The following is a 26,521-nucleotide window of genomic DNA, read 5'->3' on the forward strand; positions in this document are numbered from 1 at the left end:
GATGGATATGCTTACTTGTATTTGTAATATAATTATTCTGCATAGCCCATCTTGGCATAGTGAGGATCCTAGCATGGCTAAACTCAAACTTCATCCAGTCAATGAGCTCACTTGGGATATTTCCTGTCATGTTCCAGCTGTCGCTGGTAATGAAGATACAGCAGTTTCAATGATTGTCGGACAGCAGATTCAGTATGCTGAGCTCGAGGGACACTATTTTATTGGGGTATCACCTATTGGTGTTTCTGTACATTATTATCGTTCGGATTCAGAGCCTGTAGAGATCCGTACTGTGGCTGCTGGAAGGAGAATCCTAAAAGAAGAGATGGTTTATGATGGCAGCAAGCTAATTTGCACAATCAAGCAGAAGAAACTTCTGGAAGAATGATTATTGCGTTGAGAATACTTTTCCTTCGTAACGGATATCCGTTGAAAATTATTTAAAAATGCAGTTTATCATTCGTCTTGTCTGGGGAGGAGATAATTACTTCCCCAGACCCAAATAAAATTTAAATATCTAACTTTGCTTGACGAAGTGTCAAACGAGATGTGATGTATTTTTTTACATGGATTGGGCTATATGGGGATCTTTTTTTAGAAATCTCCTTGAGCAAAATACGATACAAAAAATCCCAAGCGAAGATATACTAGTGTGAGGCTGTATGTCGAGGTAATTTGGATTAAAAAGTTATCTGGAGTCCAATAATAGAGTTTTATCTTATTAGAGCCTGTTGCATTATTCATCTCAAAAGCGCAGATGTGTGTGGGTGGAGCGTCCTTTGTGTTTTTTTAACAACAATTGCTGCAAACATACACATCGAGCGACTTTAACCTGTGTTCAAATTTTATGCAACAGACTCTTATTAAAATCATATCAAACAACCATAAATTAGCTAATAGAGCAAAATTATGTGTTTTGCATATCTTGATCAAAAAAACTTCTCGTGGTCAAATATCTTGCTTCTTCATATATATATCATAACCTTGTTTCTAATGGAGTGGCAGATATGATGAAAATATCAGAGTTGCAAGCAAAAGATGTTGTGAATATTGCCGATGGAAAGAAATTAGGGCAAATACAAGACCTTGAACTGGATTTAAAACATGGAAAGATTCAAGCGATAGTTGTTCCTACAGAACAAAAATTATTTAGCTGGCTTTCCAGTGGGCAGGAAATCGTCATCCCGTGGCATCAAATTGTAAAGATTGGATCGGATGTCATATTGGTTCGTTTGGGAAACAGATACCAAGAAATGGAATCCTATACACAAAAATAACAAGATTCCTTAATAGGAATCTCTTTTTTATTTTGGTGTAAACACTTTTGAAATGATAAGATAAAGGTTAGGAGGCTATCTGCATGGAACCATTTGTATTATATAGTAAAAATCATCCCTATTTACATATAGCATCTTGGGAAGCACAATTTCCACATCTTGTAGTAGGGATGAGTGTTCGAACAGAACAGAATCGAAATTATGCGCTGCATGTTGAAGATAATCCGAAGCATGTTATTCAAAACCGTAAAGCATTAGCGCATTCTTTATCATTCCCTTTTGAAAGCTGGACTTGTGGAGAACAAGTACACAATGACGATATACAAGTAGTTGATAGTGTCGGTCGTGGCAGAGGGAGAGAGGCACGAGATTCTGCGTATCCTGATACAGATGGATTGATAACTAAGGTATCTGATGTTTTACTGACATCTTTTTATGCAGATTGTGTACCTCTTCTGTTCTATAGTCCTGATAGCGATATCATAGGAGTAGCACATGCTGGTTGGAAAGGCACAGTGAAAAATATTGGTGCGAGCATGATAAAGAAAATGCAATTGTTAGGAGCGGATAAAAAGCAAATAATGGTAGCAATTGGTCCTTCAATTTGTTCAAGTTGTTATGAAGTTGATGAACGTGTTGTGCAACCGCTTCAACAGGTATTGCCGAATGCGCTTGAATCGAATATCATTACACCTACAACAGATCGCCATTATCAATTGGATTTAAAATTGGCAAATAGGCAATTAATATTAGAGTCAGGTCTAGAAATAAACCAAATTTTGGTAAGTTCGCGGTGTACACAATGTGAAGATACTTTGTTTTTTTCTCACCGTAGAGAAGGAACAAAAGCAGGTAGAATGGTTGCTTTCATTGGGAAAAGAAGGAGTAATTCAAATGGTTAATTATGCTGAAGGGATCACAGCAGTACAAAGACGTATCGAGCAAGCTTGTTCCCGTGTAGGCAGAAATCCAAAAGAAGTACAAGTGATTGCTGTAACCAAGTATGTTGACACAGAAACAACTAAATTAGTGATGGATGCCGGTTGTCTTCAGATCGGAGAGAGTCGTGTACAAAACGCCGTTCCAAAATGGAAACTGCTTGGAAGTCGTGGGACGTGGCATTTTATCGGTCATTTACAAAAAAATAAAGCAAAAGATATAGTAGGACGGTTTGAGTATCTTCATGCATTGGACAGTCTGCAATTAGCTACAGAGCTAGACAAACGCTGTGCCGCGCAAAATACATCAATTAAGTGTTTTATACAAGTAAATGTGTCAGGTGAAAAAACAAAATTTGGAATTTCTCCTGTCGAATTAAATGATTTTGCCATGTCAATGGCGAATTTCTCTCATATTGAGCTTGTGGGTCTGATGACAATGGCGCCAAATACTCCTCATCATGAAGAAATTAGACCTGTTTTTCGGGAGTTAAGACATTTACAAAAAGAGTTGCAGAGCCAAAAAATTGCTGTTCCACACTTATCGATGGGCATGTCACAAGATTTTGAGATTGCAGTCGAAGAAGGCGCGACTTCTGTTCGGCTTGGTTCGATATTAGTAGGGAAACCTAGTTGAATTTTAGTCTTTTTCTACAATATTCGCTAAAGTGAGGGACAAGCTCCTAATTCCCATTAGGGAGGAGAGGAAAGTGATAGTTATGGGACGCTTTATGAATTTTTTCGGAATGAACGATGATGATGAACAATTCGAAGAGGTTGATTTGGAAAGAGAACCTGGGACGACTTCAAAAGGAAAGAGTAATATTGTGTCTTTACATACACAAAAAAACATCCGTTTAATTTTAATTGAGCCTAGAGTGTTTGAAGAAACACAAGAAATCGCTGACAATCTAAAAAGCCATCGTCCAGTTGTGGTGAATTTGCATCGTGTAAGACGTGATCAGGCTAAACGTGTCATCGATTTTCTCAGTGGCACTGTCTACGCTTTAGGTGGTTCTATCCAACGTGTAGGAGATCATATTTTTATCTGCACTCCAGCAAATGTGGATGTACAAGGAACCATTACTGAAATTATGAATGATGATACTTTTTAAAAAGAATTGAGGTGACTTAAGCCATGAGCATTCTTTCTATCGTACCTAATATTATTGGATGGGTGTTTTATATCTACCAGATTGTACTGTTTATTTACATCCTAATGTCTTGGGTCCCTCAAGCCAAAGATTCTCCAATCGGTATGCTGATTGAAAAAATAGTAGAACCGTATCTCAGTATTTTTCGTCGGTTTATTCCACCTATCGGTATGATTGACTTTTCTCCGATAGTAGCATTTATCGCCCTTCAATTAGTAAAGGTTGGAGTTTTGACGATTTGGTATTGGATCTTTTCTCTTATTTAGGAGCACATCATGAAAGACAGTCAACTATTACTTCATTTTCGTAAAGAGGAACATGCCTTTGTAGAACGATGTCTGGATTGGATCTATCAGTCTTCGAGAAAACAAAAAGAAATTGTTACACCTTTTTTAGATCCTAGAGAGCAGTATATTTTGGATACGCTTGTTAGACGAGAGAATGAAGATATCCGAATGGAAATAAACGGCGGGTATGCAGAAGCGGAAAGATGTCGCATTTTGTTATCCCCAGCCTATATTTTGCCAGAAGAACAATCTTTTTCCTTATTGTATTTGCGTTTGACTAGTGAATTGGCACTCGAGCATCGAGAAATTCTTGGTTCCCTTTTAAGCTTAGGAATACAGCGCTTTATGCTAGGTGATATCTTGCCTCATCAGACCGGAGCTGACATTATCTTAGCAAGAGAATTAAAAGATTATATGCTCGGAAGCTTGACAAAAGTCGGAAGAAAGGGGATCATCATTTCGGAGATTGTTCGTGATGAATTAAAAATCGAAAATCAAACAGAGTTGAATCACCATGCTATCGTTTCCTCTTTACGGTTGGATGCTGTTATTTCCGCAATATGCAGATTATCAAGATCCAAATCGACGGAATTAGTCAGGCTCGGCAAATGCAAGGTAAATTGGCAAAAGATAGACAGAGGCGACTATACCGTTTCAACTGGAGATGTTATTTCTGTCCGAGGATATGGTAGAATTCGTTTGTTAGAAGTGAGAGAAGCCACTAAGAAAGGCAAACTCCCCATAAGGTATCTACGCAATCTCTAGCTTTTTCCAGATATTTCTACGTCGCTTGCTGGCAAATAAGCAGGATATCTGTTAATATTGTCGAATAGGGAAGGCATGCGATAGACCATACAGGAGGTATGAAATATTTGTAACGCCAACATATATTCACAACCATCTACTGCAAAAGATCGATTTGGTGGTTATGATAATAGGGTTAAGTTTAATCTTTTTTTGGGATAAGATAATGCTAGTGATAAAAAGAAGTATTCTTTCTCAGAATGAGGTAAGCGATCCTGAATAGGGGAGTAATTGGCGTTATAGCATTGATCGTCCAAGTGGTGGCTACCATCTGTCTGATGATCGGGACTAATTAAGAGAGCATGCAGTTAATTTGGAGGTGCATTCATGCTAACGACGACTGAGATACACAGCAAAGAGTTTAAACGCTCTTTTCGTGGTTATGATGTCGATGAGGTTAATGATTTCTTAGATCAAATTATTCGTGATTATGATTTGATTATTAGGGAAAAAATGGAATTGGAACAACAAGTAGAGGAACTACAAGCTGAACTAGAGAGAGTGATGGAAGGCGAGTCCATGTACGCTAGTTCACAACAGCAGCCTCCTGTTCAAGAAGTTCCAGTACAACAAACCCCGTCTCGCTTTGCTGCTGATAATTCGATGCAGGCTTTACAACCAACAGCGGCCGCGCTTACCTCGATGGAACAAAGCATCCATAAGTCGATTCGAGTTGCACAAGAAGTGGCTGACGAAGTGCGCTTAAATGCAAAAAAAGAAGCAGAACTCATTGTGCAAGAAGCAGAGAAAAATGCAGATCGAATCATCAACGAAGCTCTTACCAAGGCTCGTGCAATTCATACCGAATTGCTTGACTTGAAGCAAAAAGCGACAATTTATCGTACTCGTTTCCGTACATTAGTACAGTCACATTTGGATATATTGGACAACTCTGACTGGGGTTCACTAGAAGAAATTGAAGAAGGATTAGACCAGCACGACAAACAGTTAGAACAATTATCCGAAGTAGATGATCACCAAGATTATATGATTGATAATACTTTACCAACTATACAACATGATTTTGATGATGAAGATTCACTTGTAATGGATGAAGTTGCAGTGTCTTATATGGAAGAGGAAGAGGAACCCCGTCGCGAGTTACGTAGAACTTCTCGTAAATTAAAGAAAAAAGCAATGTTCTAGTCTGGTATTCTATTAATCAATGAGTCATAATTATTGATACAATAGTGATGATAGGGAGAGTAGATGGAATCGCACCTCATTTAGCGAGCTGGGGAAGGTGGAAGCCCAGTTGAGGAATTCTTTCGAAGATCACCCTGGAACTGTTCATCTGAAACCAATTAAGATGAACCGTATAGCCCTCGTTACGGGTATTTAAGGGTGTTCATAGAATAAAAGCTGATATCCAGCTTCCTCTTGTTCATCGAAAAATGGGTGGTACCACGAGCCTTCTCGTCCTATTGGATAGAGAGGCTTTTTTATTTTATTGTAAAGGATTGGGATTATGGCCGATTATAGTAAAACCTTACGCTTGCCAAAAACAGATTTCCCAATGAGAGGAAATTTACCGAATAAAGAACCAGAACGTCAAAAGCGCTGGAAAGAAGAAAATATATATCAGCAAGTGCTTCAAAAAAGAAAAGGCGCACCGAAATTCATTTTGCATGATGGACCACCGTATGCAAATGGAGACCTTCATATTGGTCACGCACTGAATAAGATTTTGAAAGATTTTATTGTTCGTTATCATTCGCTCGCAGGTTTTGATGCTCCATATATACCTGGCTGGGATACACATGGTCTTCCAATCGAACATGCAATTGTTACGAAGAAAAAAGTTGATCGCCGATCCATTGATATTCCTACTTTTCGTGAATTATGCAAAGAATATGCACTATCTTTTGTGGAACGACAAAAGGAGCAGTTTGAACGACTTGGCGTTCGTGGGGATTGGCAAAATCCCTATATCACATTGAAACCGGAATACGAAGCAGAGCAAATTCGCCTCTTTGGAGATATGGTTGAAAAAGGACATATTTATCGGGGCTTAAAAGCGATATACTGGTCTCCATCTTCTGAATCGGCACTGGCTGAAGCAGAGATTGAATATTACGACAAGCGGTCTGCTTCTATTTATGTTGCGTTTCCAGTGGTCGAAAACAAAGGGGTGTTGCCAGAAGGCAGTGAAGTTGTTATTTGGACAACTACTCCTTGGACAATTCCAGCTAACTTAGGAATAGCTATTAATGAAAACTTTTCTTATAGCCTTGTAGAAACCAGTGATCGCAAGGTAGTACTTGCCACGGATTTAGTACCTTCTGTCATGAAAACCATTGGGGTAGACGATTACCATGTGACAGCAAGCTGGAAAGGAAAAGAATTAGCAGGAGTCATCTGCCGTCATCCGTTCTACGATCGAAAAAGCCCAGTCATTTTTGGTGATCATGTCACCTTGGATGCAGGTACAGGTTGTGTACATACCGCACCTGGACATGGGGAAGAGGATTTTTGGGTAGGTCAAAAGTATAATCTTGGAGTGCTTTCACCTGTTGATGAAAAAGGAAGATTTACCGATCAAGCACCTGGGTTTGAAGGGATTTTTTATGATGATGGAAACAAAAAAGTTACTGAAAAATTAGAAGAAGTTGGCGCGTTATTGAAATTGACCTTTATTCAACATTCTTACCCGCATGATTGGAGAACAAAAAAACCGATCATTTATCGAGCAACAGAACAATGGTTTGCTTCCATTGATAGATTTCGTGCCGAGATGTTAGAGCAAATCAAGCAAGTAAAATGGACTCCGAATTGGGGAGAAGTACGACTTTCCAATATGATAGCTGATCGTGGAGATTGGTGTATTTCCCGTCAACGTGTTTGGGGTGTACCATTACCAATTTTTTATTGTACATCTTGTAACCATGCACATATTAATCCAGAAACCATCGAATTCATTGCTGATTTATTTGCACGTGAAGGTTCAAACAGCTGGTATAAAAAAGAGGTCTCAGAACTAATGCCAGCAAATCAAACATGTTCCGAATGTGGAGGAGAAGACTTCAAAACAGAAACAGATACAATGGATGTATGGTTTGACTCTGGAAGCAGTCATCGTGCGGTTCTAAAAAACCGTCCTGAAACCGTATGGCCAGCTGACCTATATCTGGAAGGATCAGACCAGTATCGCGGATGGTTTAATTCTTCGTTATCAACTGCAGTTGCAACAACAGGTAAAGCACCATACAAAGCAGTTTTGAGTCATGGATTTACTTTGGATGGAGAAGGACGGAAGATGTCCAAGTCCTTAGGTAATACGGTTGATCCTGCGAAAGTCATCAAGCAGTATGGGGCAGATATTTTACGACTTTGGGTTGCATCTTCTGATTACCAAGCAGATTTCCGAGTATCTGACGAAATTTTAAAACAAATAGCTGAGGTCTATCGTAAATTGCGGAATACATTCCGTTTCTTGTTAGGCAACTTAGCAGATTTTGAGCCAAGTCAGCATCTAGTTCCATTTGCTCAAATGGATGAATTGGAGCGTTTTGTCTTAATCAAACTGCAGCATTTGGTTGAGCGAGTTACGAAGGGTTATAAAAACTATGAGTTTAACCATGTTTATTCTCAAATACATCAATTTTGCACTGTATTTCTATCCCAATTTTATTTGGATGTGCGCAAAGATCGTTTGTATGTTGAGTCTCCTGATTCTGTTTCGCGAAGAGGAACCCAGACAGTTCTTTATGAGTTGTTAGTGACTCTTGACAGATTGTTAGCACCGATTCTTCCACATACAACCGATGAAGTATGGGAGCATGTTCCTGGTGAGAAAGAATCAAGTGTACAATTGACTGATTTCCCAGTAGCAAATAAAGAACTCGTCGATGAGTCTTTGGAACACAAATGGAATCAGTTCTTAGATCTACGTGATATTGTCTTAAAATCATTAGAAGAAGCTCGTGCCGCTAAAGTGATTGGTAACTCATTGGGTGCTAAAGTAATAATTACTCCAGGATTTGAAGCAGCTGCTTTATTAAATCAAATATCACAGTTAAAAGATATGTTTATCGTTTCTGATGTAGAAATCCAGCCGGTATCTGGAGATGTAGAGCAAGTATTAGTGGAAATTCAGCCTGCTACAGGTGAAAAATGCGAACGTTGTTGGGTTATCTCACCAACAGTTGGCGAAAATCAACATCATCCAACACTCTGTGATAGATGTGCACCAATAGTGGAAGAGAACTTCGCAGATTTAGAAGTGTAATTATCACAAAAATAATAAAAAGGAAAGAGTTGCTGATATAGCAACTCTTTCCTTTTATAATATAATAGCCTTATTATCCAATAAAGGAGATGATCATGGTGATAAAAACCGTTTCCATTTTCAAAAATGTGAAAAATGTTGAACTTTTCGAACAATTTTATACGAAAGTGATTTTTCCTCGACTTCATAAATTTCCTGGAGTTCTTCATACTGATGTGACAAGAATCGTTCCGCTTAGTGAGGAAAAAGTGTCAGATGAGTTGAAAGCAGTCGAATTTATTTTAGAAACTTACTTTGAGTCTTACGAAGTATTGGAATCCATTTTTACAACAGCGGATGGACATGCCTTGATGCAAATAATTGAAGATAATTCACCAGGTGAAATGAATTCGTTTGTGGGGAGTAAAAAAACATTTCAAGCTGATTGGTATAAAGAAGGGGAGAAGAATACAAATATTGATCAAAAGTACCTAGAAACTTTTTAAAAAGTAGGTAAAAATGTGAAGTGGTCTGTTTCTCGATTTTTCACAGATATCAAAATAACATAATACAATAATTTATCTTTATTTACATACTATTCTCTTTCATTTTTTAGTGCATTTTATAACTCTGACCCCTTTAGACCATTATTAAGAATTTCGACTCATAGTTGTAACATGAATGATCGTGATAATGGTTATAAAATAATACAAAGATTTTTCCTTCTTAGATGAAAGTTTAAAAAGCCGATAAAGTGTATCGCTATTGCGCGATCCATTCCATTTTATCGGCTTTTTTCATGCTTGTGTAAACTAGGTTGGATTATATTAAAATAACATTATTTTTGTTTGGCACTTCTAGCATTCAAAGCAGCTAGAAGTGCTTGGGTTGTCAACTAGGAAACAGTGACAATATTGCCTCGTCTCCTAATATTTCCCAAAACATCCTCTGGGAGAAAGTTCGTAAAATCAAACATCCTGAATTCAGAGAAACTGTTATTTTTTCTAGTTATAAAGTTTGGATTCGAGACACTTCCAGACATATCCTCATGAGGAACTGAGAATCCATATTCATTTTTCATGTGGATTTTACGATCGCCACACTCCAGGGTAAGTTCTGAAGGCCCCTCTGCGTGATAGAACTTCCCATCTCGGTTAATTCGGTCACTAATCAGCGTAACCTTCACAAAGAATCCACCAGTAGTATGAAGGTAGTAAGGCTTCATGATTTCTCCACAGAGTTTGTTCCATTCTGACTTAAATATTATATCACCAAATGTACAGAACGAAACGAAATCGGCAATAATGTTTTGCTGCTTATCATTCAAACGGGGAGTATAGATGAGTATTTGATAGGAAAATGCGGTAATATTCATGTCGGCTGTACAAATTGGATAGTATATATGTGAGAAACTTTAATACGTATATTAACTATTACTTACTAACTTTTACAGTATATTGTTTTAACTGTAAAATAATTATAGGTGTATCGGAAGGGAGAAACAGATGAATATTCGCAAAGGAACAATGGATGACCTAACAAAAATTGTAGAAATGTACATTATTGCTAGACGAGATCTAGAAGAAAATGACATTTATCAATGGGACCACAATGATCCAAGTATTCAGATGATCCAAGAAGATATCAAAGCAGGGAATCTCTATGTTGCTGTGAATGAAGAAAATGACATACTGGGTTCTATTGTGTTAGATGAAGAAAAAGAACCAGAACATAAAGATGTAGATTGGGCAGTGGAAGATGGGCAAGCGCTATATTTACACCGCTTAGTTGTGCACTTAGATTTTCAAGGAGAAGGTACTGGGAAAGAATTGATGGTATTCGCTGATGAATATGCCAAAAAACATGGCTATACATCCATTCGTTTAGATGCATACGAAGAAAATGAAGTTGCACGTGGGCTTTATGAAAATTTTGGCTATCAAGAGATGGGTAAAGTTTATTTTCCACGCCGTGATGTTCCTTTTTACAGCTATGAAAAAGAGATTCGATAATCTAAGTAGATTGGTTGATCGCTTTGCTGTATTAACGTTATAATGTGATAGAAAACATTCCTATCACAGAAAGAGATACCATGCGACACATTACCGAAGTCGGTGTGGCATACTATGCTGGTGCTACAGATGAGTTGAAGGTCATTACTTCTAATAACTTTGACTTTGAAGCAACTGGCAAGGGATATGTGACAGTCATGGTTCCTGATGATGATCTTTCGAAGGTGATTGAGCTCAGCTCTGCTACTGGGATTACGCGTGTAGAGATTCATGGAAATGCACTTAGCATTTTTCGTGGGAAAAATGAAGAGACTCATATAATCATCGTAGGAACTAAGCGCTCTTATCAGCTTCTTCCTAATCTGTAAAGATCTGATCAGAAAGAAATAAAAATAGGAATAATGGAACCCTGTCCACTAGTGTTGTGGGCAGGGTTCGCTGCTTTTTCCGTGCTTTTCAAAATACTCCTTTTCCAGTAAAATCGTAACTAGTTGTCCCAACCACTATAGAGAGAGAGTTATGGCTGAGAGCCGAACATCATCCGTCAAGTTGTGGACGCGCGAGTATAAATTTATGCTCCTGATCAACTTTGCTCTTATAGGGGCATTCTATTTGATCGCACCGATTATTCCAGCATTTGCTCGACACACACATGCTGTGGGACAGGCGAATCTCGCTGTTGGTATTTTCATCATTCCAACTCTTATTTTCCGTCCGATTTCTGGTTTTCTCTGTGATCGGTATGGTTATAAGTTGATCGGATTGACAGCAATTGGTCTGATGGTCATTTCCTTTATCGGATATGCCAATGTACATACAGGTGATCAACTTGTATTTTGGCGTATTATCCACGGAATTTCATATGGAATGGCAATTCCTCCTGTTGACGGTTATTGCACACGAATTATTCCAGTAGCAAGATCTGCAGAGGGTTACGGATATTTTGGTGCATCTGGAAATCTCGGTATGACTGTGATTTCCAGTACCAGTCTGTATCTTGCAGATAAGGGTTATTTTCTACTGGTGTTCTTTGTTGGAATTGGATTGACAACATTGGCATGTATCTTGTTTTATCTAGTCAGAAGTGCAGATGTTGTTATTTCAAGTACTGGGGAAGACATTTCTAAGCAGTTTGTTGGACAAATGTCCATTGCAAATGTACTGAGGACAATGAGTCCATTTGCAGCAATTATGATGTTTGTCACCATCTATAATGCTGCTGTGACCACTTATATTCAGCCATATACAGAAGAAATGGGATATAAGAATCATGCATGGAAATTTGTACTTGTAAGTTCTCTCGTTATTCTGTTTAATCGACCGCTTGTTGGACGAAAAGCAGATCGTTATGGGAGGATGCCATTTGTTTACATATCGTTTGGCTGTTTTGCCATCGGGGTAATGTGTCTGTGTTTTGGACAAGGACTTGTCTTTTTTTACCTTGCTGCGATTGCCAACGGACTTGCGATGAGTTGTCTTACTCCATGTGTGCTTTCTTTGGCAATCCAATTTATTCCTATCAGTCGAAGAGCACTGGCTACTGGAATTTATTACACCATTTACGATTTTGGAGCATGTCTGTCAGCGTTTGGCGGGGTGATGGGCGAACGATGGAGCTACCACTATGTGTGGCTTTATCTTTCCCCTTGTCTTATCCTTGCCTTTGCTCTTGCATGGAAAAATATGAAAAAAAATCCACTACAGCTCCTTGAAACAAAGCAATTGCAGCTGGTGAAAAAATAAGGTGCGTAATGTAGCCGTTGGGCAAGTAAATTCTTGTTCAATGGCTACAACTATTTGGAAGTACTTTTTTTGTTTTTGGAAATGCTAACAAAAAAAGTGTGGAGGCGTATGATGAACGAACAACAATTGGCAACGTTAAAACAAAAGTTAATCGAAGAAAAACAAGATTTCGAGCAGCATTTAACGGAAAATCATGAGTATGGATTGGAGTTTGGAATGAATGATTCGATAGGTGAACTTTCTGGATATGATAATCATCCAGGAGATATCGGATCTGAGCTTTTCGAACGCGGAAAAGATTTAGCACTTCAAGACTCAGACCAGCACCATATGGAAGCGGTGGAAAGTGCTTTAGCTCGGATAGAATCTGGCGAATATGGAAAATGCGAAGTTTGCCATCAAGAGATACCGTATGATCGATTAGAGGCGATTCCTTGGACAACTACATGTAAAGAACATCATTCTACAAGACAAATAACTGGTCGTCGTCCGATTGAAGAAGAGGTGTTGGCAAATTCCGCTACTCACAGCTACAAAGATGATGAAGATTATAATGCCTATGATGGTGAAGATGCTTGGCAAGATGTAGAGCGTTATGGTACATCCAATTCTCCTGACTATTTTGCTGATGGAACTTCTTACGATGAACTGACAGAGGATAATGATGAAGCAGAAGGCTATGTTGATCTGATTGAAGGATTTGCTATTACTGATATTACTGGACATAGTGAAGGAATGCCGGAAATTGTTCACAATGAAGCTTATTATCGCAAAGAGAGAGAATTAAACATGGAGGAATAGAAAACAGCAATAGAGTAAATCAACATCGAAGCAACTTTTGGTTGCTTCGATACTGTTCATTTCAGTAGCTGTATAGCATCAAGGTGTAACGGTTTTGGCATCGTTTTGATGTGTAGCTTGTAAAATATCATTTTTTGAAAATAGCAGTAAAGAAAAAGCAAAACATAAGACTGCAAACAAACTGACAGAGAGAAACCCATAAACATTCGCATATAAAATACCAGCTACGAATGATCCGATAGTGGAACCCAAATACATTGTTGCGTTTCCAAGTGAGGAGATTGTCCCCCGTGAGGTAGAAGAAAGAGTTTGTAATAAGCTCATCATAATTGGGAACACCATTCCAAAAACGAAATAAATAAAGAAGTAGACTCCAGTAACAACAACGAGATTTGATATAAATGGGAGAATAATAAAGAGGCAAATAAGCAGCATTAGTCCAAAGAGAAAGGAAATTTTAATGCCGATTTTTTGAACCCAGTTACCGCTAAATAAACTGCTGATTGTATTCCCTAAGCCAAGAAATAACATTACTGTTCCAATGCTTGCAACATTTAAATCAAATTTATCAGTAAACCATGTTCCCATAAAGGAAAAAGCTGCAAAATTGCCAAGTTGAAAGAGAAAGTACGCTAGAAAAACGATTTTTGCATTAGTTCCACTTAGGAGAGTGCGGTATCGTTTGAAAATAGATAGATTTCCTTTTGACACCGAAGTAACTGGAATGGATGGCAATAAGCCAATAATGAAGATTACCATTAAAAAAGCACAAGCTCCAATGGCAATAAAGGGAGTAGCCCAGCCATAGGTGGCGAGAAAACTGCCAATAGGTACTCCAAGCATTTGCGAAACAGCTAGTCCTGCTGAAGCAATGCCCATTGCTTTTAAAACTATTTTTGCTGGAACTAATTGCGGAATGGAAGCCCAGACTTGTGGTGAAACAAAAGCACCACTTACTCCTGCTAAAAAGCGAAAGAGCAGCATAGACCAAAAGTTAGAAGCAAATCCACATAATAGGGTGAATAGTCCGAAACTAATCATACCTAGAACCATCACTTTTTTTCGGTTCCATCCATCGGACAGAGGCCCTGCAAAAAGGGCGAACAATGCGTATCCAAGCGCGAAGGAAGTAACGATCCAACCCGACTGTTCAACCGAAATTTGAAATGCATTGCGCAATGTTGGTAATAGTGGGGATACAAGAAAAATGTCTGTTCCGATAATAAACATCATAAAGAAAAATATACTCACAATCTTCCACAAGGTCATGGCCTCCTTTATTTTCTTAGTTCGTAAATAATCGAACAATAGAAATATATCACGACCTATGATATAGTTCAACTATTGAATAAAAAATTTTTTCGGTGGTGAAATATATTGAGAACACTTTATCAACCGAAGCGTGATGAGATTAATTTAGCGACTGTTCTCCATGCTCTAAGCGATGAAATAAGACTTAATATCATCAAAAGTTTAGCTGAGAAAGGTGAACAATATTGTAATGCACTCGAAATTCAGGCTCCAAAATCGACACTTTCTCATCACTACAAAGTATTGCGAGAATCAGGAGTTACTCATACAAGATTAGAAGGGACACAACGATTTGTTTCTTTACGGTATGATGATTTGAATGCGCGTTTTCCGGGTCTATTATCTGTCATTTTACAAGAACTCGGATTAGAACAGAAAGCAGGAAATGATCCATTTTCAAGTGGAAATGGCAAGGGTTGAGAAATGTGATGGGAAGATGAGTCATATATCATTTTCTTCCCCTGCATCCTTGTGCTACAATCGGAAAAGAAGAACAGGAACGGGGGAATTTTGTGTATCTTTTTTTTCTGATCTCCATTTTCGTCATAGCATTAGATCAATGGAGTAAATGGTTGATTGTACATAATATGGAGTTGTATCAATCCATTGCAGTAATTAATGATTTTTTTTGGATTACTTCACATCGAAACCGTGGAGCCGCATTTGGAATTCTTCAAAACCAGCAATGGTTGTTTATTTTAGTTACAAGCTGTGTGGTGGTTGCGATTATTGTCTTCCTATTGAAAATGAAGAAGGAGAATTTCTTAACAAAATTAGGGCTGTCTTTGGTGTTAGGCGGAGCAGTTGGTAATTTTATCGATCGTATTCGCAGTGGAGAAGTCGTAGATTTTTTTCATTTTCAATTCGGAAGTTATCAGTTTCCTATTTTTAATGTTGCCGATTCAGCGATTTGTGTAGGCGTAGTTTTATTTCTTGTTGCCACTATTATGGATTCCAAAAAAGAACAGTACGATACATCAGTAGGAGATGCATAATGCAATTACATTGTATTACGGTTGATGAAGATCTAGCAGGAGAGCGATTGGATAAAGCAGTTGCAAGCCTTAATTCCGAATGGTCGAGAGTTAGAGTTCAGGAATGGATTGCTGCCGATCGCGTAGTAGTCAATGGAAAAATGAAAAAAGAGAGTTATCGATTGAAATTAGGGGAAAAGATTGAAATTGATATTCCCGAAATAGAAGAGCTCGATATTTTACCTGAAGATATATCTTTGGATATCTGTTATGAGGACAGTGATGTACTCGTTTTAAACAAACCTCGCGGGATGGTAGTCCATCCAGCTCCGGGACATTCCACTGGTACCTTAGTAAATGCATTGCTGTTTCACTGCAAAGATGATTTATCTGGTATTGGCGGAGTAGCCCGCCCTGGGATCGTTCATCGTATTGATAAGGATACATCTGGTTTGTTAATGATTGCGAAAAATGATTTATCTCATCATTCTTTAGTAGAACAGTTGAAAGAACATAGTATTTCTAGGGAATACTTAGCTGTTGTTCACGGTAATATTCCCCATGATCGCGGTATGATTGATGCACCTATTGGTCGGGATCCAAAAGATCGAAAGAAGATGGCTGTAGAACACAAACATGGGAAACAGGCAGTAACTCATTTTACCGTTTTGGAACGATTGAAGAATAATGCTACATTGGTAAAATGCGTATTGGAAACGGGGCGAACACATCAAATTCGTGTTCATATGAAGTCTATCGGACATCCGCTTATTGGAGATCCGCTTTATGGACTGACAAAGAATAATTATGGATTTGAAGGGCAGGCTCTTCATGCAGCACTTTTAGGTTTTACACATCCGCGAACAAAAAAACGTATAGAATTAAAAGCTGACCCGCCGATTTCTTTTTTGAATTTAGTGAAGAAATTGCGGGAAAAAAATCCCTAGTTACCTAGGGATTTTTTATATTTTCTTTCGCTAAATATGTTCTATTTTCTCCTATATATCTGCCGCATTCTGCAAATTGGTTGCCTAAAATACTTTTGACGATAAGTTTTCCCTCATCTGTCTCAACGATTTTTCTAAGATCTTCAATTGTTTCATAGTGCGTTTCAATGATAAATTGAATATCCTCCATACCTGGCGGATTTTTTCTTGTACTGTCAATCAGATTGGTAATTTTCATTTTTACTACACCTGGAAAAGTGATCATCTTTGGGAATATATTTTCCATATAGTATTTCTCAAATTTCTTCGAATCTGAAATATTTTTATAAATGCCTACTGTTTTGTACATCCTGTTTCTCTCCTCTGCTGCATAGGAGCAATTCCTACTCTGTCATGATTGCTACAACACGACTCCAACCCGCGCTTGCATTAGCAATGCTGATGGGAAATGCACAAATGGTAAAACCATATGGTTTTGGTAGTTGGTCTAGATTGCACAACTTTTCAATTTGAAGATATTCCTTCTCCCTGCCAAGGAGATGGGATTCCCAAAATTGTGTTTTGCCTTGCTTGGCGTCTTGGGCCATGACATCGAATGGTCTGTCTAGTCCCCATGCATCGATGCCAATAAGCCGAATGCCTTTATCTACAAGATATTCTGTAGCAGACCTTTCTAATCCTGCATGTTTTAAATCGTAATTTGGAGAATTGAAATGTTTTGATGCTCCTGTATAAATAAGAACAATGTCGTACGGTTCAAGTTCATAATCAATTCTCTTCAATTCTTCTGTGACATCAGTCTCAGCAATTCCTTCCCCTGCAGATTTATGTGTCATATCCAATAAAACGCCATTTCCAAAACACCAGCGCAAAGGTACTTGATCGATGGTTCTTGCCGATTTTCCCTTAGATGTTGGTCCGTAGTGATAAGGAGCATCGATATGTGTGCCAGAATGCGTTGATAATGTTACTTCTTCTGTTGCCCATCCTTCACCATTTGGCCAATACGATTCATCTAGGTCAAACAATTTTTTAGATAAATTGGTTGCATTTTTATGGGGTGAATAGGTAATATAATGTTGGTTTAACTCAAACGGGCTTGTCTCATTGGAGAGAGTAGTGCTCAAATCAATTATCACTGTGTTCTTTTGATTATGTAAAAAACGCTCGATCAAGGTTTCATTCCTCCCAAGGGAAATAATTGGTTATTTCTTCTATTATACACATAAACAATTTGCCATTTATATAATATTCGGTTAAATAAAAATAAAAGAAAAGGGTATCTAGTGAGATACCCTTTTTGCTATATCGGATTAAATTTTTGCATATACCAAATCGTTTTCTTCTGAAGAAACAGCTGCTTCTGATTCTTTTTCTTTCAAATGGTTATGGTGTTCTGGGTAAGCATAACTACCATGCTCTGATAGATCAAGCCCAATATGTTCATGCTCTTCTGAAACACGAAATCCTACAACTGCTTTTATAATGGACAGCAGGATGAAGGAGGCGATAGAGACATAGACAATTGTTACAGCAACACCGAGAACTTGAACTCCTAATTGATGAAAGCCTCCTCCATAAAACAAACCAGGTGAGCCGATACCAACTGTTTTTACTAGCTCTGGTTTGGCAAAAAATCCGGTCGAAATGGTTCCCCATATTCCAGCAACACCATGTACAGAAAAAGCATAGATAGGATCATCGACTCCTCGTTTTTCTAGAAAACTTGCAGATATCACCGTGATAGAACCAGCGATAAATCCGATAATAATTGCGGCCCATGGTGCAACAAATGCGCACGAAGCGGTAATAGCTACTAAACCAGCTAACAGGCCATTGACCATAACGGAAACTTCAAGTTTTTGCTTTCTGATATATGCCATAGCCATGGAACCTAAAACACTTGCTGCTGCACCTAAGTTTGTCGTTAATGCTACATATCCAAAAAATCCATCTTTAAGCGTTAATGTACTTCCTGGGTTAAAACCAAACCAACCTACCCAAATAATAATTGCGCCTAATACGGAGTAAACTTGGTTATGTCCTGGAATTACATTGACGGTCCCGTCTTTGTTATATTTCCCTTTCCGTGGCTTTAACATGATCGTAGCAATTAAAGCAGCAACGCCACCTTGTAAATGGACAACGGTAGAACCAGCAAAATCTTGTTTGCCCAGTTCATGCAGCCAGCCTTCCGATCCCCAAACCCAATGCCCCACTACGGGATAGATAAAAATGGTAAAGAGTGCCCCGAACAAAATATACACTCCTAATTTTGCTCGTTCTGCAAACCCGCCCCAAGCAATTGCCAATGATACAGCAGCAAATGAAAACTGGAATAAGTAGGAGATTTCAACTGGCATCGCACCAGCTGAGGTGGAATTGGATAAGAAAAAGTTATTTGTCCCGATCCATTTACCATCGCCAAAAATAAAACCATAACCAACTGCCCAAAAAGCAATGGCTGCAATGGAGAAGCTGAGCAGCTGCTTTGCGGCAATATGTCCTGCATTCTTCATGCGTGTAGAACCTGCTTCTAACAGAGCAAATCCTGCTTGCATAAAGATGACCAATACAGCACTGAAAAATACCCAAAAAGAGTCAGCTAATAAAGATAGATCTGCTACCTTCAAGTTCAACACCCCTAGAATTTTATCTATGTTAGTAAAGCTAACATATTATCGTAATTTAAAAAAATGTTGGATTGATCATAGCATGGATGAGGGAATGTGGCAATTTTTTGTCAAGAAAGCTGACATTTAGACTTTTTTTTCATAGAAATAGGAAATAGATCTAATAAATCCCCTGAATTTGTTCGTGTTTTTTTGGATCGCCTTTTGGCTGAATGATAAAAAAAGTAGTAGAGGAGTATATATTTTTTAAACATGTTGTGTAATATTTTTATTTCATTAGAGATAATGTAAGTTTTTTCGAAAATTGATTTTTACAGTTGCAATACACTCAGCGTTTTTGAACAAATCAATTCGTTAGGTGGTATAAAATATGGGTGATTTAGAAAATATTTCTTCTATTTCTTTTTTTAATCTCTAAGCTACAACTGAAATAAATTATATGAAAATAGAATTAAGTGATATCAATTGTTTAACACATGGTTCGATTGTTTTATCTTTGGAGAACAAAAGGGTTATTTATTACAATAAGAGAGGGATTTCAAGGGAATGAATATGAATATTTTTATCGACTGAAGGAAAAACTAACACAATGGTCTTTTGATGTCTCCAAACCGGGGGATTTTCATGATGTATTAGCTTCTTTTTTGAAAAAAACAGCCTCATCTTGTCATTATGGATATTCAACTTCCTGCGTACGATGGCTTTCATTGGTGTCGAGAAATTCGTGCAGTATCTAAGGTTCCGATACTTTTTCTTTCTTCTAGAGACCATCCGATGGATATGGTCATGGCAATGAACATGGGTGCGGATGATTACATTCAAAAACCTTTCAATATGTATGTATGGCTAAAATTCAGGCGATACTCCGTCGAAGTACAATTATAAAGAACAAGTCACTGATCGAATGGAATGGAATGGTGCGATTATTGATTTAAAGCGCGCTGTTATTCGGATGGAAGGAAATGAGATTGATCAGGTATTTCTGAGTTCATCAGTCTTTTCTCTTCTTAATCCGTTTAAAGAAAGACTCTCCAAATGAAGTACCAGTTCGTTCTGATATTTTTTGATGACTCTTTCTCAAATTATCACTTTTTTCTGCACCACCAATTGTTTTTATTTGCTCATCAACAATCATGCCGCCACTGATTACTTCAAAGTCAAATTGATTATAGTAGGTGTTATAAATGTGCTGTATGACTGGGGTGAAAGCATAGCACCATGGACTGTATGCATCATAAATATAGATGATTTTTTTCATGTCAGTTGCTCTTTTTCATGATTATTTTTCAGATCAGCTAGTACTTCCATCAGTTGAGACTCGGCTTTGCGCAAAATCTGAATCTGTTCTTGGATTTCAGCTAGTTTTTCTTCTCCTTTTTTTATTCCATTTTGAATACAGGCTAATTTGTTGCTGTCCCAAGAACAGTGAAACAAATCAGCAATCTCGTTTGTCTTTAATCCCATTCCCAAATATAATTGAATCATGCGAATCTGCTCGATATCGATTTCGCTATATTGACGGTATCCATTTTTAGTGCGAGTTGGTTTAAGGAGTTGTTTTTCTTCGTAATAACGTAATGATCGAAGGCTGGCTCCTGTTTTCTTCGCGAGTTCACTAATATGCATCATGATTCTCCTCTGGATTCTTTTATTTGAAATAAATATAAACCCTCACACCATGTGAGGGTCAAGGGAAGTAGAGTAGTAAGTTTATTTCGGTTTTTTATAAAATTTGATAATTCGTTTTTCCAATGATTCCCAAGGTGATAGTAACTTGAGTAGTAGTGTTATTTTTACGTTTTTACCGATGGGGTAACGGAGTTTTGGATGTTTGCTTGAGGCCACTCTAGCTACTAAATCTGCTACTTCTTGCGGATTACCTGCATTTCTAACAGTTTGATTTAGTTCTTGTAGGATACCGTCTAAAAAGGATTGATATGGTGATTTGTCATTATGAGAATAAACAGACAAACCTTTAGACCAGATATCTGTTTGATATGAGCCTGGTTCAATCAGTGATACATATATACCAAAAGGAAGCATTTCCAATCGCAGTGATTCCGAAAATCCTTCCACGGCGTGCTTGGAGGCAACATACGGACTTAGTGCTGGAAAACCTATCTTGCCGCTAATACTGCTGATATTGATTATTTTGCCTTGCTTTTGTTCTCGCATATAAGGAAGGATTGCTTTGGTTACTCCAATTAAGCCGAAAAAATTGGTTTCAAACTGCTGCCGATAAGCTGCTATCGAAACTTCTTCTGCAAAACCCGCTTCCGCATAACCTGCATTGTTTACCAATACATCTATTTTTCCGATACGTTTGATTATATTTTGAACAACTTTATTTATTTCTGCTTCTTTCGTAACATCGAGGATATTGGATTCGATGTTCTCATAGGACTCAAACAGCGATCGTTTTTCTTTGTTTCGCATGGTTGCAATAACATAATATCCTTTTTTTGCTAATGTTATGCTGCTGAGATATCCAAATCCGCTTGAAGCTCCTGTAACAAATGCAACAGGTTGATTCATGATATTTCTCCTTTGAAATATGTTAGTAATGGATTAAATATGTATTTAATGCTAGATCACAGAAAATATCCCAATAAATTAGCCTGCGCCCCACTCAATCGAATGGGGCGCAGCTGGACTGGAGATATAAGAACACTAACAAGTGTCAGCGTTCGTTAGAGCTCCACTTGCTAAGCAGGGTTAACCGCTACTTTGCAAATCGTCCAGATTGAACCGTTCGGAATCCCAAAAGGTTCACTTTTTCTTCTTTGGTGCATGCCCTTTGCAACAGTTGATGCATAACCGACATTTTTCGCAGAAAATGGTGCGAAGGGGAATATTCCCACACTCTCTGCAAATTAATGTGTTGCCTGGAGGCAAAGTTGTTCCTTTCCTCGTTGTTGCAGGACACTTTTATTTTATCATTGTTCCGTTTGCTGGGAAATGAATAATTGAAATTTTAAAAAATACAGTTTCAACACTATTTCAAGTGTTGCGAATGGGAATTGTCCTCCTTTGGAATAGTAGTTTCTATATAGAGACAATCCGCTCGATCTCGGAAGAAACAATCCGAAAATATATCGGAAATCAGAAAAAGAAAGGGTGAAAGTCCATGATAAAGTCCTATAAGTTCAAGTTAGAGTCTGCCCATATCCAAAAGGAACAGATCGAAACATGGAGCAAGTATAATTCGAATAACGAGAGACCCTTTCTTTTAGGAAGGGTCTCTCGTTATTTTTGATTATTTTTTTGCAATTCATAACTTAATTTTTGAATAAAAATCGTTTCTGCTTTGGAAAATCGTTTTTCTTCTGCCCGAACCCAACCAAGATAAACGGATTCTGGTTTTGGCAGATCAAGCTCTATCATTACAAAATCCCCATTTGCGACTTGGGGTAGTTTCGAAAGAGAAAAGTCCAATCCAATCGTGACGATGTTTTCTTCGTGTAGTGCTTGAAAGATAGCGTCTTGATTATTGGTAGTAAATAAAACATTTGCTTTTCCATATACTTGTTGGAATTGATCCAAGTACCATTTCATATAATCATCGTTAAAAAACACAAATGATTGTTTCAGCAGCTCTGAAGGGCAGATGGTTCGCTGTAAGGCTAGTGGGGAAGTACGGCTTACACAAGCTACCATTTTCCCTTTCAGCAGTCTTCCAAATGTTAAACGTGTATTTTTTTGAACAAGATGATCAAACAAAATAATGAGTCCAAGATCAACTTTATTATGCAATATATCATCAATAATTTCTTGTGTACCTTTTTCGCTTATTTCCATATCAATTTGTGGATAAGCCCGTTTAAATTGGATGAGGATATCCAAATAAAGCGAAAGTGGTCCAGGTATGGTTGCTAGACGCAGTTCGCCGCTTTGCGTGTTAGAAAAGTCATTTGCTTCATCTTTTAATTCTTGTACCAAGCTGATGATTTCAAATGCTTTTTTTATAATAGCTTCTCCTTCAGCAGTTGGAACAGTTCCTTGACGAGATCGATGGAATAAAGTTACACCTAATTCTGCTTCTAGATTGGAGATAGATTGACTTACAGCAGATAGGGTAATGTGTAAATTTCGTGCTGCATTGGTAAGCGACCCTGTTTTTGCTACTTCGATCATACATTCCAATTGTTCTAGATGCATAGGTATCTTCCATTCTTTATTTTTAGTTAACGTAACATCACCATAATTAAATTTACCTAAATGTACAATATCGTTAAAATAGTTGCAAGTGCTTCTGTTGTATTTGCAAAAATATACCAGTCTTCATCTAAAGGTGTTTATGATTTGGAATCGAGTTTGGGAGTGCAAAATAATGAAATTATTTCAAGTATTTATCCAAGATTTTAAAAAGTTTTTAAAGCACCCAATGAGTATGATTACCTTTTTTGCGGTTGCATGTGTACCGATATTATACAGCGGCTTTTTAATTAAGGGAACTTGGGATCCGTATGGGAAATTAGAAAACTTACCAGTTGCGGTTGTTAATATGGACAAAGGCGCGAAATATCAAGGAGAAACGATGAATGTTGGGAATGAATTTGTACAAGAGTTGAAGAAGAATCCAAAATTTGCATGGAAATTTGTTGATGAATCCGAAGCGCAAATAGGTATTGAAAATAACCAATATTATGCAAAAATTGTTATTCCCAAAAACTTTTCCGAAGACGCTGCTTCTTTAAATAGTGAACATCCACACCAAGCGAAACTTCAATATGAATCCAATAGTTACTACAATTTTATCGGTGGTCAAATTAGTGAAAATGCGATGAAAGAATTGCGTACCAAACTTTCTGCGAATTTGACAGAGGCATATACCAAAAGTGTCTTTCGTCAATTCACCAAGCTGGCCACTGGTTTGCAGTCAGCAGGAAAAGGAGCGGATACATTACATGAAGGTGTTGTTCAGTTGCAAAGTGGTCTCTCTCTCGTAGCTTCCAGTTTGGGCAAATTATCTGATGGTGCCATCAAATTTCAAGAAAGCACAAAGCTTTTGTATCAAGGCTCTGGGAAATTAGCAAAAGGGGCGAGTGACTTAAACATAGGTGCAACACAGTTTTCCAAGGGTTCGCAGCAATTAGCAGATGCTAGCAAACAGTTAGAAAATGGGGCCAAAAGCGCAAAAACAGGAGCGAATGCGCTTGTAACTGGTATTCAAGCATCGAAACAAGGGGCAGATCAGTTGTCTAGCGGTTTAACTTCTACTCTCACAGGCAGCAAACAACTAGAATCTAGTTTAACAACAGCAAGTCAATCAAGTAAATCATTAGCGGATGGAGCAGAACAAGTAGCTGATGGACTTCAGAAGATGAAAATGCTTCACCCTGAACTAGCATTAGATCCCAATTATCAAAAACTGCTTTTGGCAAGTCAATCGGTTGCTAGTGGATCGAAGCAGCTCAGTGAAGGGCAGTCCCAATTGTTAGCAGGCAGCAAGGAATTGACAACGGCTCAACAAAAATTATTAACAGGAAGTCAAAAGTTGAGTCAAGGAAATAGTCAATTATTGCAAGGAGCAAAACAGTTGGCAGACGGGAACAGCAAACTTGCTAATGGATTAGATCAGTACAATATAAAATTTGCCGGTGCTGTCTCAGGAAGTAAAAAACTAGCCACTGGTGCAAGTCAATTAAATACTGGTGCAGTTTCGCTGCAAAATGGGCTGGGTCAATTATCTACAGGCAGTGTGCAAATGGTATCAGGAACTAAACAACTGGCTGCAGGAACTGAAAAACTTAAAACTGGAGCCAATAATTTGAGCAGTGGATCACAGAAATTAGCAACAAAGTTGAACGATGCAGCAGATCAAACTGCTGATTTGAAAGCAGATGATCAAACCTTTCGGTTGTTTTCTACCCCTGTAACCATTCAAACAGATGATAATCGACATATAAGTCTCTATGGCTATGGAATAGCACCATATTTTATCTCGTTAGCTTTGTTTGCAGGTTCACTTGTGTTTACAACTGTTTTTTCTGCACGGACATCAACAGCAGATACAACAGCTTCTGGATGGAAGTTGTTTATGAGCAAAACACTGACGTTTGCTTTGATGAGTCTAGCACAATCGACTATTGCCTGTACTATTTTGGTATACTTGCTAGATTTGTCCGTTCGAGATATTTTGTTATTCTACAGTTTTACAGCCCTTGTTGGATTTACCTTTATGTTTTTCTGTCAGGCAATGGTCACGTTATTTGATCAAGCGGGACGTTTTATCATCTTATTGGTGATGATTTTCCAGTTAGCTTCAAGTGCAGGAACGTTTCCATTTGAACTGTTACCAAGCTGGGCAAAAGCGTTAAATCCCTGGTTACCTATGACATATAGTATTCGAGGATTTCGTGATATTGTTTCAAGTGGAAATTATGGAGATCTATATGGTCAAGTGATTCATTTGATTTTATTTTTAATCGTATTCTTTATATTGACAGCAGGATATTTTTATTTCAAAAGACCGAGTAGAAGAAAACCGCTGTCTACTGTAGTTCAAGCGTAATTGTTTTAAACCAACTCATGGGGAGTTGGTTTTTATTTTTTTTGAGAAAATAATATTGACTCTCCTCTAAGGGCAGCCTTTATGCTCAAGAAAGAAAGGAGGATTAAGATGTACTTGACGGTGAAAGAAGTAGCAAATTTAGCTCATGTAACAGTAAAGACACTGCACTATTATCATAAAATCGCATTATTGATTCCGTCGAAAGTAACGGATGCAGGATATCGTTTATATAATGAGTCGGATCTGGGACGTTTGCAACAAATATTGTTTTATCGTGAGTTGGATTTTTCATTGGAACAAATAAAACTATTACTTCATCAGGAATGCAATCGACAAAAAGTGTTAGAAGAGCAAAAACAATTGTTAGTCACTCGAAAAAATAGACTAGATCAATTATTGGATACCATTAGTAGATCCATAGCATTTGAGAAAAGAGGGGAAAACATGGAGAAAAAAGATTTATTTAAAGGATTTGCAAGTGAACAAGAGTGGAGAGAAGCTTTAGCGGAGCAGGATGAGTATTTGCAAGAAAATTATGGGTACTCTGTGTTAGAAAAACAAGCGAAAATAAATGTGGATGATCTCAATCAGAGAGCAGAAGAAGCAGTTCGTTTTACCAATAAAATGATAAAAGCATTACAATCAGGAATGAAGTTTAATGATGAGCAATTGCTCCAGACGATAGGAGAACATGTTGCTTATTTGAAAGCACAAAATTTATTATCTAATGATGCTGATTTTGTAAAACAGACTGAGTTCTTTTTAGAAGATGATTTCCATCGCACGATGTTGGAGGATCAACAGACAGGACTAGCGTACTTTTTATATGTTGCGGCAAAGGCATATGTAAAAAACCTACAGGGATGATTTTTAAAATATAATGTATCCCCTCTAACAATTTTTCCATTGTTAGAGGGGG

General features: G+C 37.8%; 29 protein-coding genes and 1 other annotated feature. Of the genes, 20 read left to right on the forward strand and 9 right to left on the reverse strand.

The genetic code is table 11. The features are described from left to right. Positions 1-73 precede the first annotated feature (73 nt). The 10 genes from AC5WOC_RS09220 to AC5WOC_RS09265 all read left to right on the forward strand — a co-directional run bounded on the left by AC5WOC_RS09220 (position 74) and on the right by AC5WOC_RS09265 (position 9,173). Positions 74-388: a hypothetical protein gene (locus tag AC5WOC_RS09220; RefSeq protein WP_496055118.1), complete on the forward strand. Its 315-nt coding sequence runs from the start codon at positions 74-76 to the stop codon at positions 386-388. Between the two features lie 619 nt (positions 389-1,007). Beyond that, positions 1,008-1,277 (forward strand): YlmC/YmxH family sporulation protein, encoded by a 270-nt coding sequence (locus tag AC5WOC_RS09225; RefSeq protein ID WP_496055119.1) that lies wholly within the window; start codon positions 1,008-1,010, stop codon positions 1,275-1,277. A gap of 83 nt (positions 1,278-1,360) precedes the next feature. Continuing rightward, positions 1,361-2,179, forward strand: coding sequence for a peptidoglycan editing factor PgeF (gene pgeF, locus AC5WOC_RS09230; protein WP_496055120.1), 819 nt, complete (start codon positions 1,361-1,363; stop codon positions 2,177-2,179). Next, complete coding sequence (locus tag AC5WOC_RS09235; protein WP_496055121.1) at positions 2,172-2,852, forward strand: YggS family pyridoxal phosphate-dependent enzyme; 681 nt, start codon at positions 2,172-2,174, stop codon at positions 2,850-2,852. The genes pgeF and AC5WOC_RS09235 overlap by 8 nt, the downstream gene beginning before the upstream one ends. A 73-nt stretch (positions 2,853-2,925) precedes the next feature. Further along, the gene (locus AC5WOC_RS09240) at positions 2,926-3,330 is read left to right on the forward strand and encodes a cell division protein SepF (protein ID WP_496055122.1); all 405 of its coding nucleotides are present in this window, start codon (positions 2,926-2,928) and stop codon (positions 3,328-3,330) included. 23 nt (positions 3,331-3,353) lie between these two features. Next, the gene (locus AC5WOC_RS09245; protein WP_496055123.1) at positions 3,354-3,635 is read left to right on the forward strand and encodes a YggT family protein; all 282 of its coding nucleotides are present in this window, start codon (positions 3,354-3,356) and stop codon (positions 3,633-3,635) included. A 9-nt stretch (positions 3,636-3,644) separates the two neighbouring features. Beyond that, positions 3,645-4,421 (forward strand): YlmH family RNA-binding protein, encoded by a 777-nt coding sequence (locus tag AC5WOC_RS09250; protein WP_496055124.1) that lies wholly within the window; start codon positions 3,645-3,647, stop codon positions 4,419-4,421. Between the two features lie 366 nt (positions 4,422-4,787). After that, positions 4,788-5,606 (forward strand): DivIVA domain-containing protein, encoded by an 819-nt coding sequence (locus tag AC5WOC_RS09255; protein ID WP_496055125.1) that lies wholly within the window; start codon positions 4,788-4,790, stop codon positions 5,604-5,606. Positions 5,607-5,644: 38 nt separating this feature from the next. Next, positions 5,645-5,887, forward strand: a binding site (T-box leader). A 41-nt stretch (positions 5,888-5,928) separates the two neighbouring features. After that, positions 5,929-8,688, forward strand: a complete 2,760-nt coding sequence (gene ileS, locus AC5WOC_RS09260; RefSeq protein WP_496055126.1) for an isoleucine--tRNA ligase — start codon at positions 5,929-5,931, stop codon at positions 8,686-8,688. 95 nt (positions 8,689-8,783) lie between these two features. Then, positions 8,784-9,173 (forward strand): hypothetical protein, encoded by a 390-nt coding sequence (locus tag AC5WOC_RS09265; protein ID WP_496055127.1) that lies wholly within the window; start codon positions 8,784-8,786, stop codon positions 9,171-9,173. Between the two features lie 389 nt (positions 9,174-9,562). Here the strand turns inward: AC5WOC_RS09265 and AC5WOC_RS09270 are convergent, their stop codons facing one another. Next, positions 9,563-9,892: a hypothetical protein gene (locus AC5WOC_RS09270; protein ID WP_496055128.1), complete on the reverse strand. Its 330-nt coding sequence runs from the start codon at positions 9,890-9,892 to the stop codon at positions 9,563-9,565. A 280-nt stretch (positions 9,893-10,172) separates the two neighbouring features. Here AC5WOC_RS09270 and AC5WOC_RS09275 point away from each other — a divergent pair, with 280 nt between their 5' ends. The 4 genes from AC5WOC_RS09275 (at position 10,173) to AC5WOC_RS09290 (ending at position 13,223) form a co-directional block, all read left to right on the forward strand. Next, entirely contained in the window at positions 10,173-10,679 is a 507-nt protein-coding gene (locus AC5WOC_RS09275; RefSeq protein ID WP_496055129.1) for a GNAT family N-acetyltransferase, read from the forward strand. An 80-nt stretch (positions 10,680-10,759) separates the two neighbouring features. Then, a complete protein-coding gene (locus tag AC5WOC_RS09280; RefSeq protein WP_496055130.1) occupies positions 10,760-11,047 on the forward strand; it encodes a hypothetical protein in 288 nt (95 codons plus the stop codon). Between the two features lie 151 nt (positions 11,048-11,198). Next, positions 11,199-12,422 (forward strand): MFS transporter, encoded by a 1,224-nt coding sequence (locus AC5WOC_RS09285; protein ID WP_496055131.1) that lies wholly within the window; start codon positions 11,199-11,201, stop codon positions 12,420-12,422. A gap of 111 nt (positions 12,423-12,533) precedes the next feature. Further along, the gene (locus tag AC5WOC_RS09290; protein ID WP_496055132.1) at positions 12,534-13,223 is read left to right on the forward strand and encodes a TraR/DksA C4-type zinc finger protein; all 690 of its coding nucleotides are present in this window, start codon (positions 12,534-12,536) and stop codon (positions 13,221-13,223) included. 78 nt (positions 13,224-13,301) lie between these two features. On the opposite strand, the gene AC5WOC_RS09295 is transcribed toward AC5WOC_RS09290, so the two are convergent. Then, a complete protein-coding gene (locus AC5WOC_RS09295) occupies positions 13,302-14,486 on the reverse strand; it encodes an MFS transporter (protein WP_496055133.1) in 1,185 nt (394 codons plus the stop codon). A gap of 114 nt (positions 14,487-14,600) precedes the next feature. Here AC5WOC_RS09295 and AC5WOC_RS09300 point away from each other — a divergent pair, with 114 nt between their 5' ends. The 3 genes from AC5WOC_RS09300 to AC5WOC_RS09310 all read left to right on the forward strand — a co-directional run bounded on the left by AC5WOC_RS09300 (position 14,601) and on the right by AC5WOC_RS09310 (position 16,455). Further along, positions 14,601-14,954 carry an ArsR/SmtB family transcription factor gene (locus AC5WOC_RS09300; RefSeq protein WP_496055134.1) on the forward strand — a complete coding sequence of 118 codons (354 nt, stop codon included), beginning with the start codon at positions 14,601-14,603 and terminating at the stop codon, positions 14,952-14,954. 92 nt (positions 14,955-15,046) lie between these two features. After that, entirely contained in the window at positions 15,047-15,529 is a 483-nt protein-coding gene (lspA, locus tag AC5WOC_RS09305) for a signal peptidase II (RefSeq protein ID WP_496055135.1), read from the forward strand. Next, positions 15,529-16,455 carry an RluA family pseudouridine synthase gene (locus AC5WOC_RS09310; RefSeq protein WP_496055136.1) on the forward strand — a complete coding sequence of 309 codons (927 nt, stop codon included), beginning with the start codon at positions 15,529-15,531 and terminating at the stop codon, positions 16,453-16,455. Before lspA ends, AC5WOC_RS09310 begins: the two co-directional genes overlap by 1 nt. Before the next feature lie 4 nt (positions 16,456-16,459). On the opposite strand, the gene AC5WOC_RS09315 is transcribed toward AC5WOC_RS09310, so the two are convergent. From AC5WOC_RS09315 to AC5WOC_RS09325, 3 genes are all read right to left on the reverse strand, one after another. Next, positions 16,460-16,804 (reverse strand): EthD domain-containing protein, encoded by a 345-nt coding sequence (locus AC5WOC_RS09315; protein ID WP_496055137.1) that lies wholly within the window; start codon positions 16,802-16,804, stop codon positions 16,460-16,462. Positions 16,805-16,838: 34 nt separating this feature from the next. Beyond that, the gene (locus AC5WOC_RS09320; protein ID WP_496055138.1) at positions 16,839-17,630 is read right to left on the reverse strand and encodes a cyclase family protein; all 792 of its coding nucleotides are present in this window, start codon (positions 17,628-17,630) and stop codon (positions 16,839-16,841) included. A 138-nt stretch (positions 17,631-17,768) separates the two neighbouring features. Next, positions 17,769-19,088 (reverse strand): ammonium transporter, encoded by a 1,320-nt coding sequence (locus tag AC5WOC_RS09325; RefSeq protein ID WP_496055139.1) that lies wholly within the window; start codon positions 19,086-19,088, stop codon positions 17,769-17,771. Positions 19,089-19,760: 672 nt separating this feature from the next. Here AC5WOC_RS09325 and AC5WOC_RS09330 point away from each other — a divergent pair. Beyond that, positions 19,761-19,973: a response regulator gene (locus AC5WOC_RS09330; RefSeq protein WP_496055140.1), complete on the forward strand. Its 213-nt coding sequence runs from the start codon at positions 19,761-19,763 to the stop codon at positions 19,971-19,973. 106 nt (positions 19,974-20,079) lie between these two features. Here AC5WOC_RS09330 and AC5WOC_RS09335 read toward each other — a convergent pair whose 3' ends face one another. The 4 genes from AC5WOC_RS09335 to AC5WOC_RS09350 form a co-directional block, all read right to left on the reverse strand. Next, on the reverse strand, positions 20,080-20,346 hold the full coding sequence (locus AC5WOC_RS09335; RefSeq protein WP_496055141.1) for a hypothetical protein: 267 nt from the start codon (positions 20,344-20,346) through the stop codon (positions 20,080-20,082). Next, positions 20,343-20,717, reverse strand: a complete 375-nt coding sequence (locus AC5WOC_RS09340) for a MerR family transcriptional regulator (RefSeq protein WP_496055142.1) — start codon at positions 20,715-20,717, stop codon at positions 20,343-20,345. The genes AC5WOC_RS09335 and AC5WOC_RS09340 overlap by 4 nt, the downstream gene beginning before the upstream one ends. Before the next feature lie 81 nt (positions 20,718-20,798). After that, positions 20,799-21,623 carry an SDR family oxidoreductase gene (locus AC5WOC_RS09345; protein ID WP_496055143.1) on the reverse strand — a complete coding sequence of 275 codons (825 nt, stop codon included), beginning with the start codon at positions 21,621-21,623 and terminating at the stop codon, positions 20,799-20,801. Between the two features lie 711 nt (positions 21,624-22,334). Beyond that, on the reverse strand, positions 22,335-23,246 hold the full coding sequence (locus AC5WOC_RS09350; RefSeq protein ID WP_496055144.1) for a LysR family transcriptional regulator: 912 nt from the start codon (positions 23,244-23,246) through the stop codon (positions 22,335-22,337). Positions 23,247-23,418: 172 nt separating this feature from the next. Here AC5WOC_RS09350 and AC5WOC_RS09355 point away from each other — a divergent pair, with 172 nt between their 5' ends. Beyond that, a complete protein-coding gene (locus AC5WOC_RS09355; RefSeq protein ID WP_496055145.1) occupies positions 23,419-25,602 on the forward strand; it encodes a YhgE/Pip family protein in 2,184 nt (727 codons plus the stop codon). Between the two features lie 108 nt (positions 25,603-25,710). Beyond that, on the forward strand, positions 25,711-26,469 hold the full coding sequence (locus AC5WOC_RS09360; protein ID WP_496055146.1) for a MerR family transcriptional regulator: 759 nt from the start codon (positions 25,711-25,713) through the stop codon (positions 26,467-26,469). The last annotated feature ends 52 nt before the right edge of the window (positions 26,470-26,521 follow it).

This window comes from Shimazuella sp. NTD247, assembly GCF_059510415.1.

What these genes read in the sequence shown, in the direction of transcription:
- AC5WOC_RS09350 (WP_496055144.1), bottom strand. Translation starts at nt 23,246, where the DNA reads ATGCATCTAGAACAATTGGAATGTATGATCGAAGTAGCAAAAACAGGG.
- AC5WOC_RS09235 (WP_496055121.1), top strand. Translation starts at nt 2,172, where the DNA reads ATGGTTAATTATGCTGAAGGGATCACAGCAGTACAAAGACGTATCGAG.
- AC5WOC_RS09280 (WP_496055130.1), top strand. Translation starts at nt 10,760, where the DNA reads ATGCGACACATTACCGAAGTCGGTGTGGCATACTATGCTGGTGCTACA.
- AC5WOC_RS09345 (WP_496055143.1), bottom strand. Translation starts at nt 21,623, where the DNA reads ATGAATCAACCTGTTGCATTTGTTACAGGAGCTTCAAGCGGATTTGGA.
- pgeF (WP_496055120.1), top strand. Translation starts at nt 1,361, where the DNA reads ATGGAACCATTTGTATTATATAGTAAAAATCATCCCTATTTACATATA.
- AC5WOC_RS09245 (WP_496055123.1), top strand. Translation starts at nt 3,354, where the DNA reads ATGAGCATTCTTTCTATCGTACCTAATATTATTGGATGGGTGTTTTAT.
- AC5WOC_RS09265 (WP_496055127.1), top strand. Translation starts at nt 8,784, where the DNA reads ATGGTGATAAAAACCGTTTCCATTTTCAAAAATGTGAAAAATGTTGAA.
- ileS (WP_496055126.1), top strand. Translation starts at nt 5,929, where the DNA reads ATGGCCGATTATAGTAAAACCTTACGCTTGCCAAAAACAGATTTCCCA.
- AC5WOC_RS09270 (WP_496055128.1), bottom strand. Translation starts at nt 9,892, where the DNA reads ATGAAGCCTTACTACCTTCATACTACTGGTGGATTCTTTGTGAAGGTT.
- AC5WOC_RS09250 (WP_496055124.1), top strand. Translation starts at nt 3,645, where the DNA reads ATGAAAGACAGTCAACTATTACTTCATTTTCGTAAAGAGGAACATGCC.
- AC5WOC_RS09225 (WP_496055119.1), top strand. Translation starts at nt 1,008, where the DNA reads ATGATGAAAATATCAGAGTTGCAAGCAAAAGATGTTGTGAATATTGCC.
- AC5WOC_RS09360 (WP_496055146.1), top strand. Translation starts at nt 25,711, where the DNA reads ATGTACTTGACGGTGAAAGAAGTAGCAAATTTAGCTCATGTAACAGTA.
- AC5WOC_RS09290 (WP_496055132.1), top strand. Translation starts at nt 12,534, where the DNA reads ATGAACGAACAACAATTGGCAACGTTAAAACAAAAGTTAATCGAAGAA.
- AC5WOC_RS09315 (WP_496055137.1), bottom strand. Translation starts at nt 16,804, where the DNA reads ATGTACAAAACAGTAGGCATTTATAAAAATATTTCAGATTCGAAGAAA.
- AC5WOC_RS09285 (WP_496055131.1), top strand. Translation starts at nt 11,199, where the DNA reads ATGGCTGAGAGCCGAACATCATCCGTCAAGTTGTGGACGCGCGAGTAT.
- AC5WOC_RS09335 (WP_496055141.1), bottom strand. Translation starts at nt 20,346, where the DNA reads ATGAAAAAAATCATCTATATTTATGATGCATACAGTCCATGGTGCTAT.
- AC5WOC_RS09340 (WP_496055142.1), bottom strand. Translation starts at nt 20,717, where the DNA reads ATGATGCATATTAGTGAACTCGCGAAGAAAACAGGAGCCAGCCTTCGA.
- AC5WOC_RS09275 (WP_496055129.1), top strand. Translation starts at nt 10,173, where the DNA reads ATGAATATTCGCAAAGGAACAATGGATGACCTAACAAAAATTGTAGAA.
- AC5WOC_RS09355 (WP_496055145.1), top strand. Translation starts at nt 23,419, where the DNA reads ATGAAATTATTTCAAGTATTTATCCAAGATTTTAAAAAGTTTTTAAAG.
- AC5WOC_RS09330 (WP_496055140.1), top strand. Translation starts at nt 19,761, where the DNA reads ATGGATATTCAACTTCCTGCGTACGATGGCTTTCATTGGTGTCGAGAA.
- AC5WOC_RS09255 (WP_496055125.1), top strand. Translation starts at nt 4,788, where the DNA reads ATGCTAACGACGACTGAGATACACAGCAAAGAGTTTAAACGCTCTTTT.
- AC5WOC_RS09310 (WP_496055136.1), top strand. Translation starts at nt 15,529, where the DNA reads ATGCAATTACATTGTATTACGGTTGATGAAGATCTAGCAGGAGAGCGA.
- AC5WOC_RS09220 (WP_496055118.1), top strand. Translation starts at nt 74, where the DNA reads ATGGCTAAACTCAAACTTCATCCAGTCAATGAGCTCACTTGGGATATT.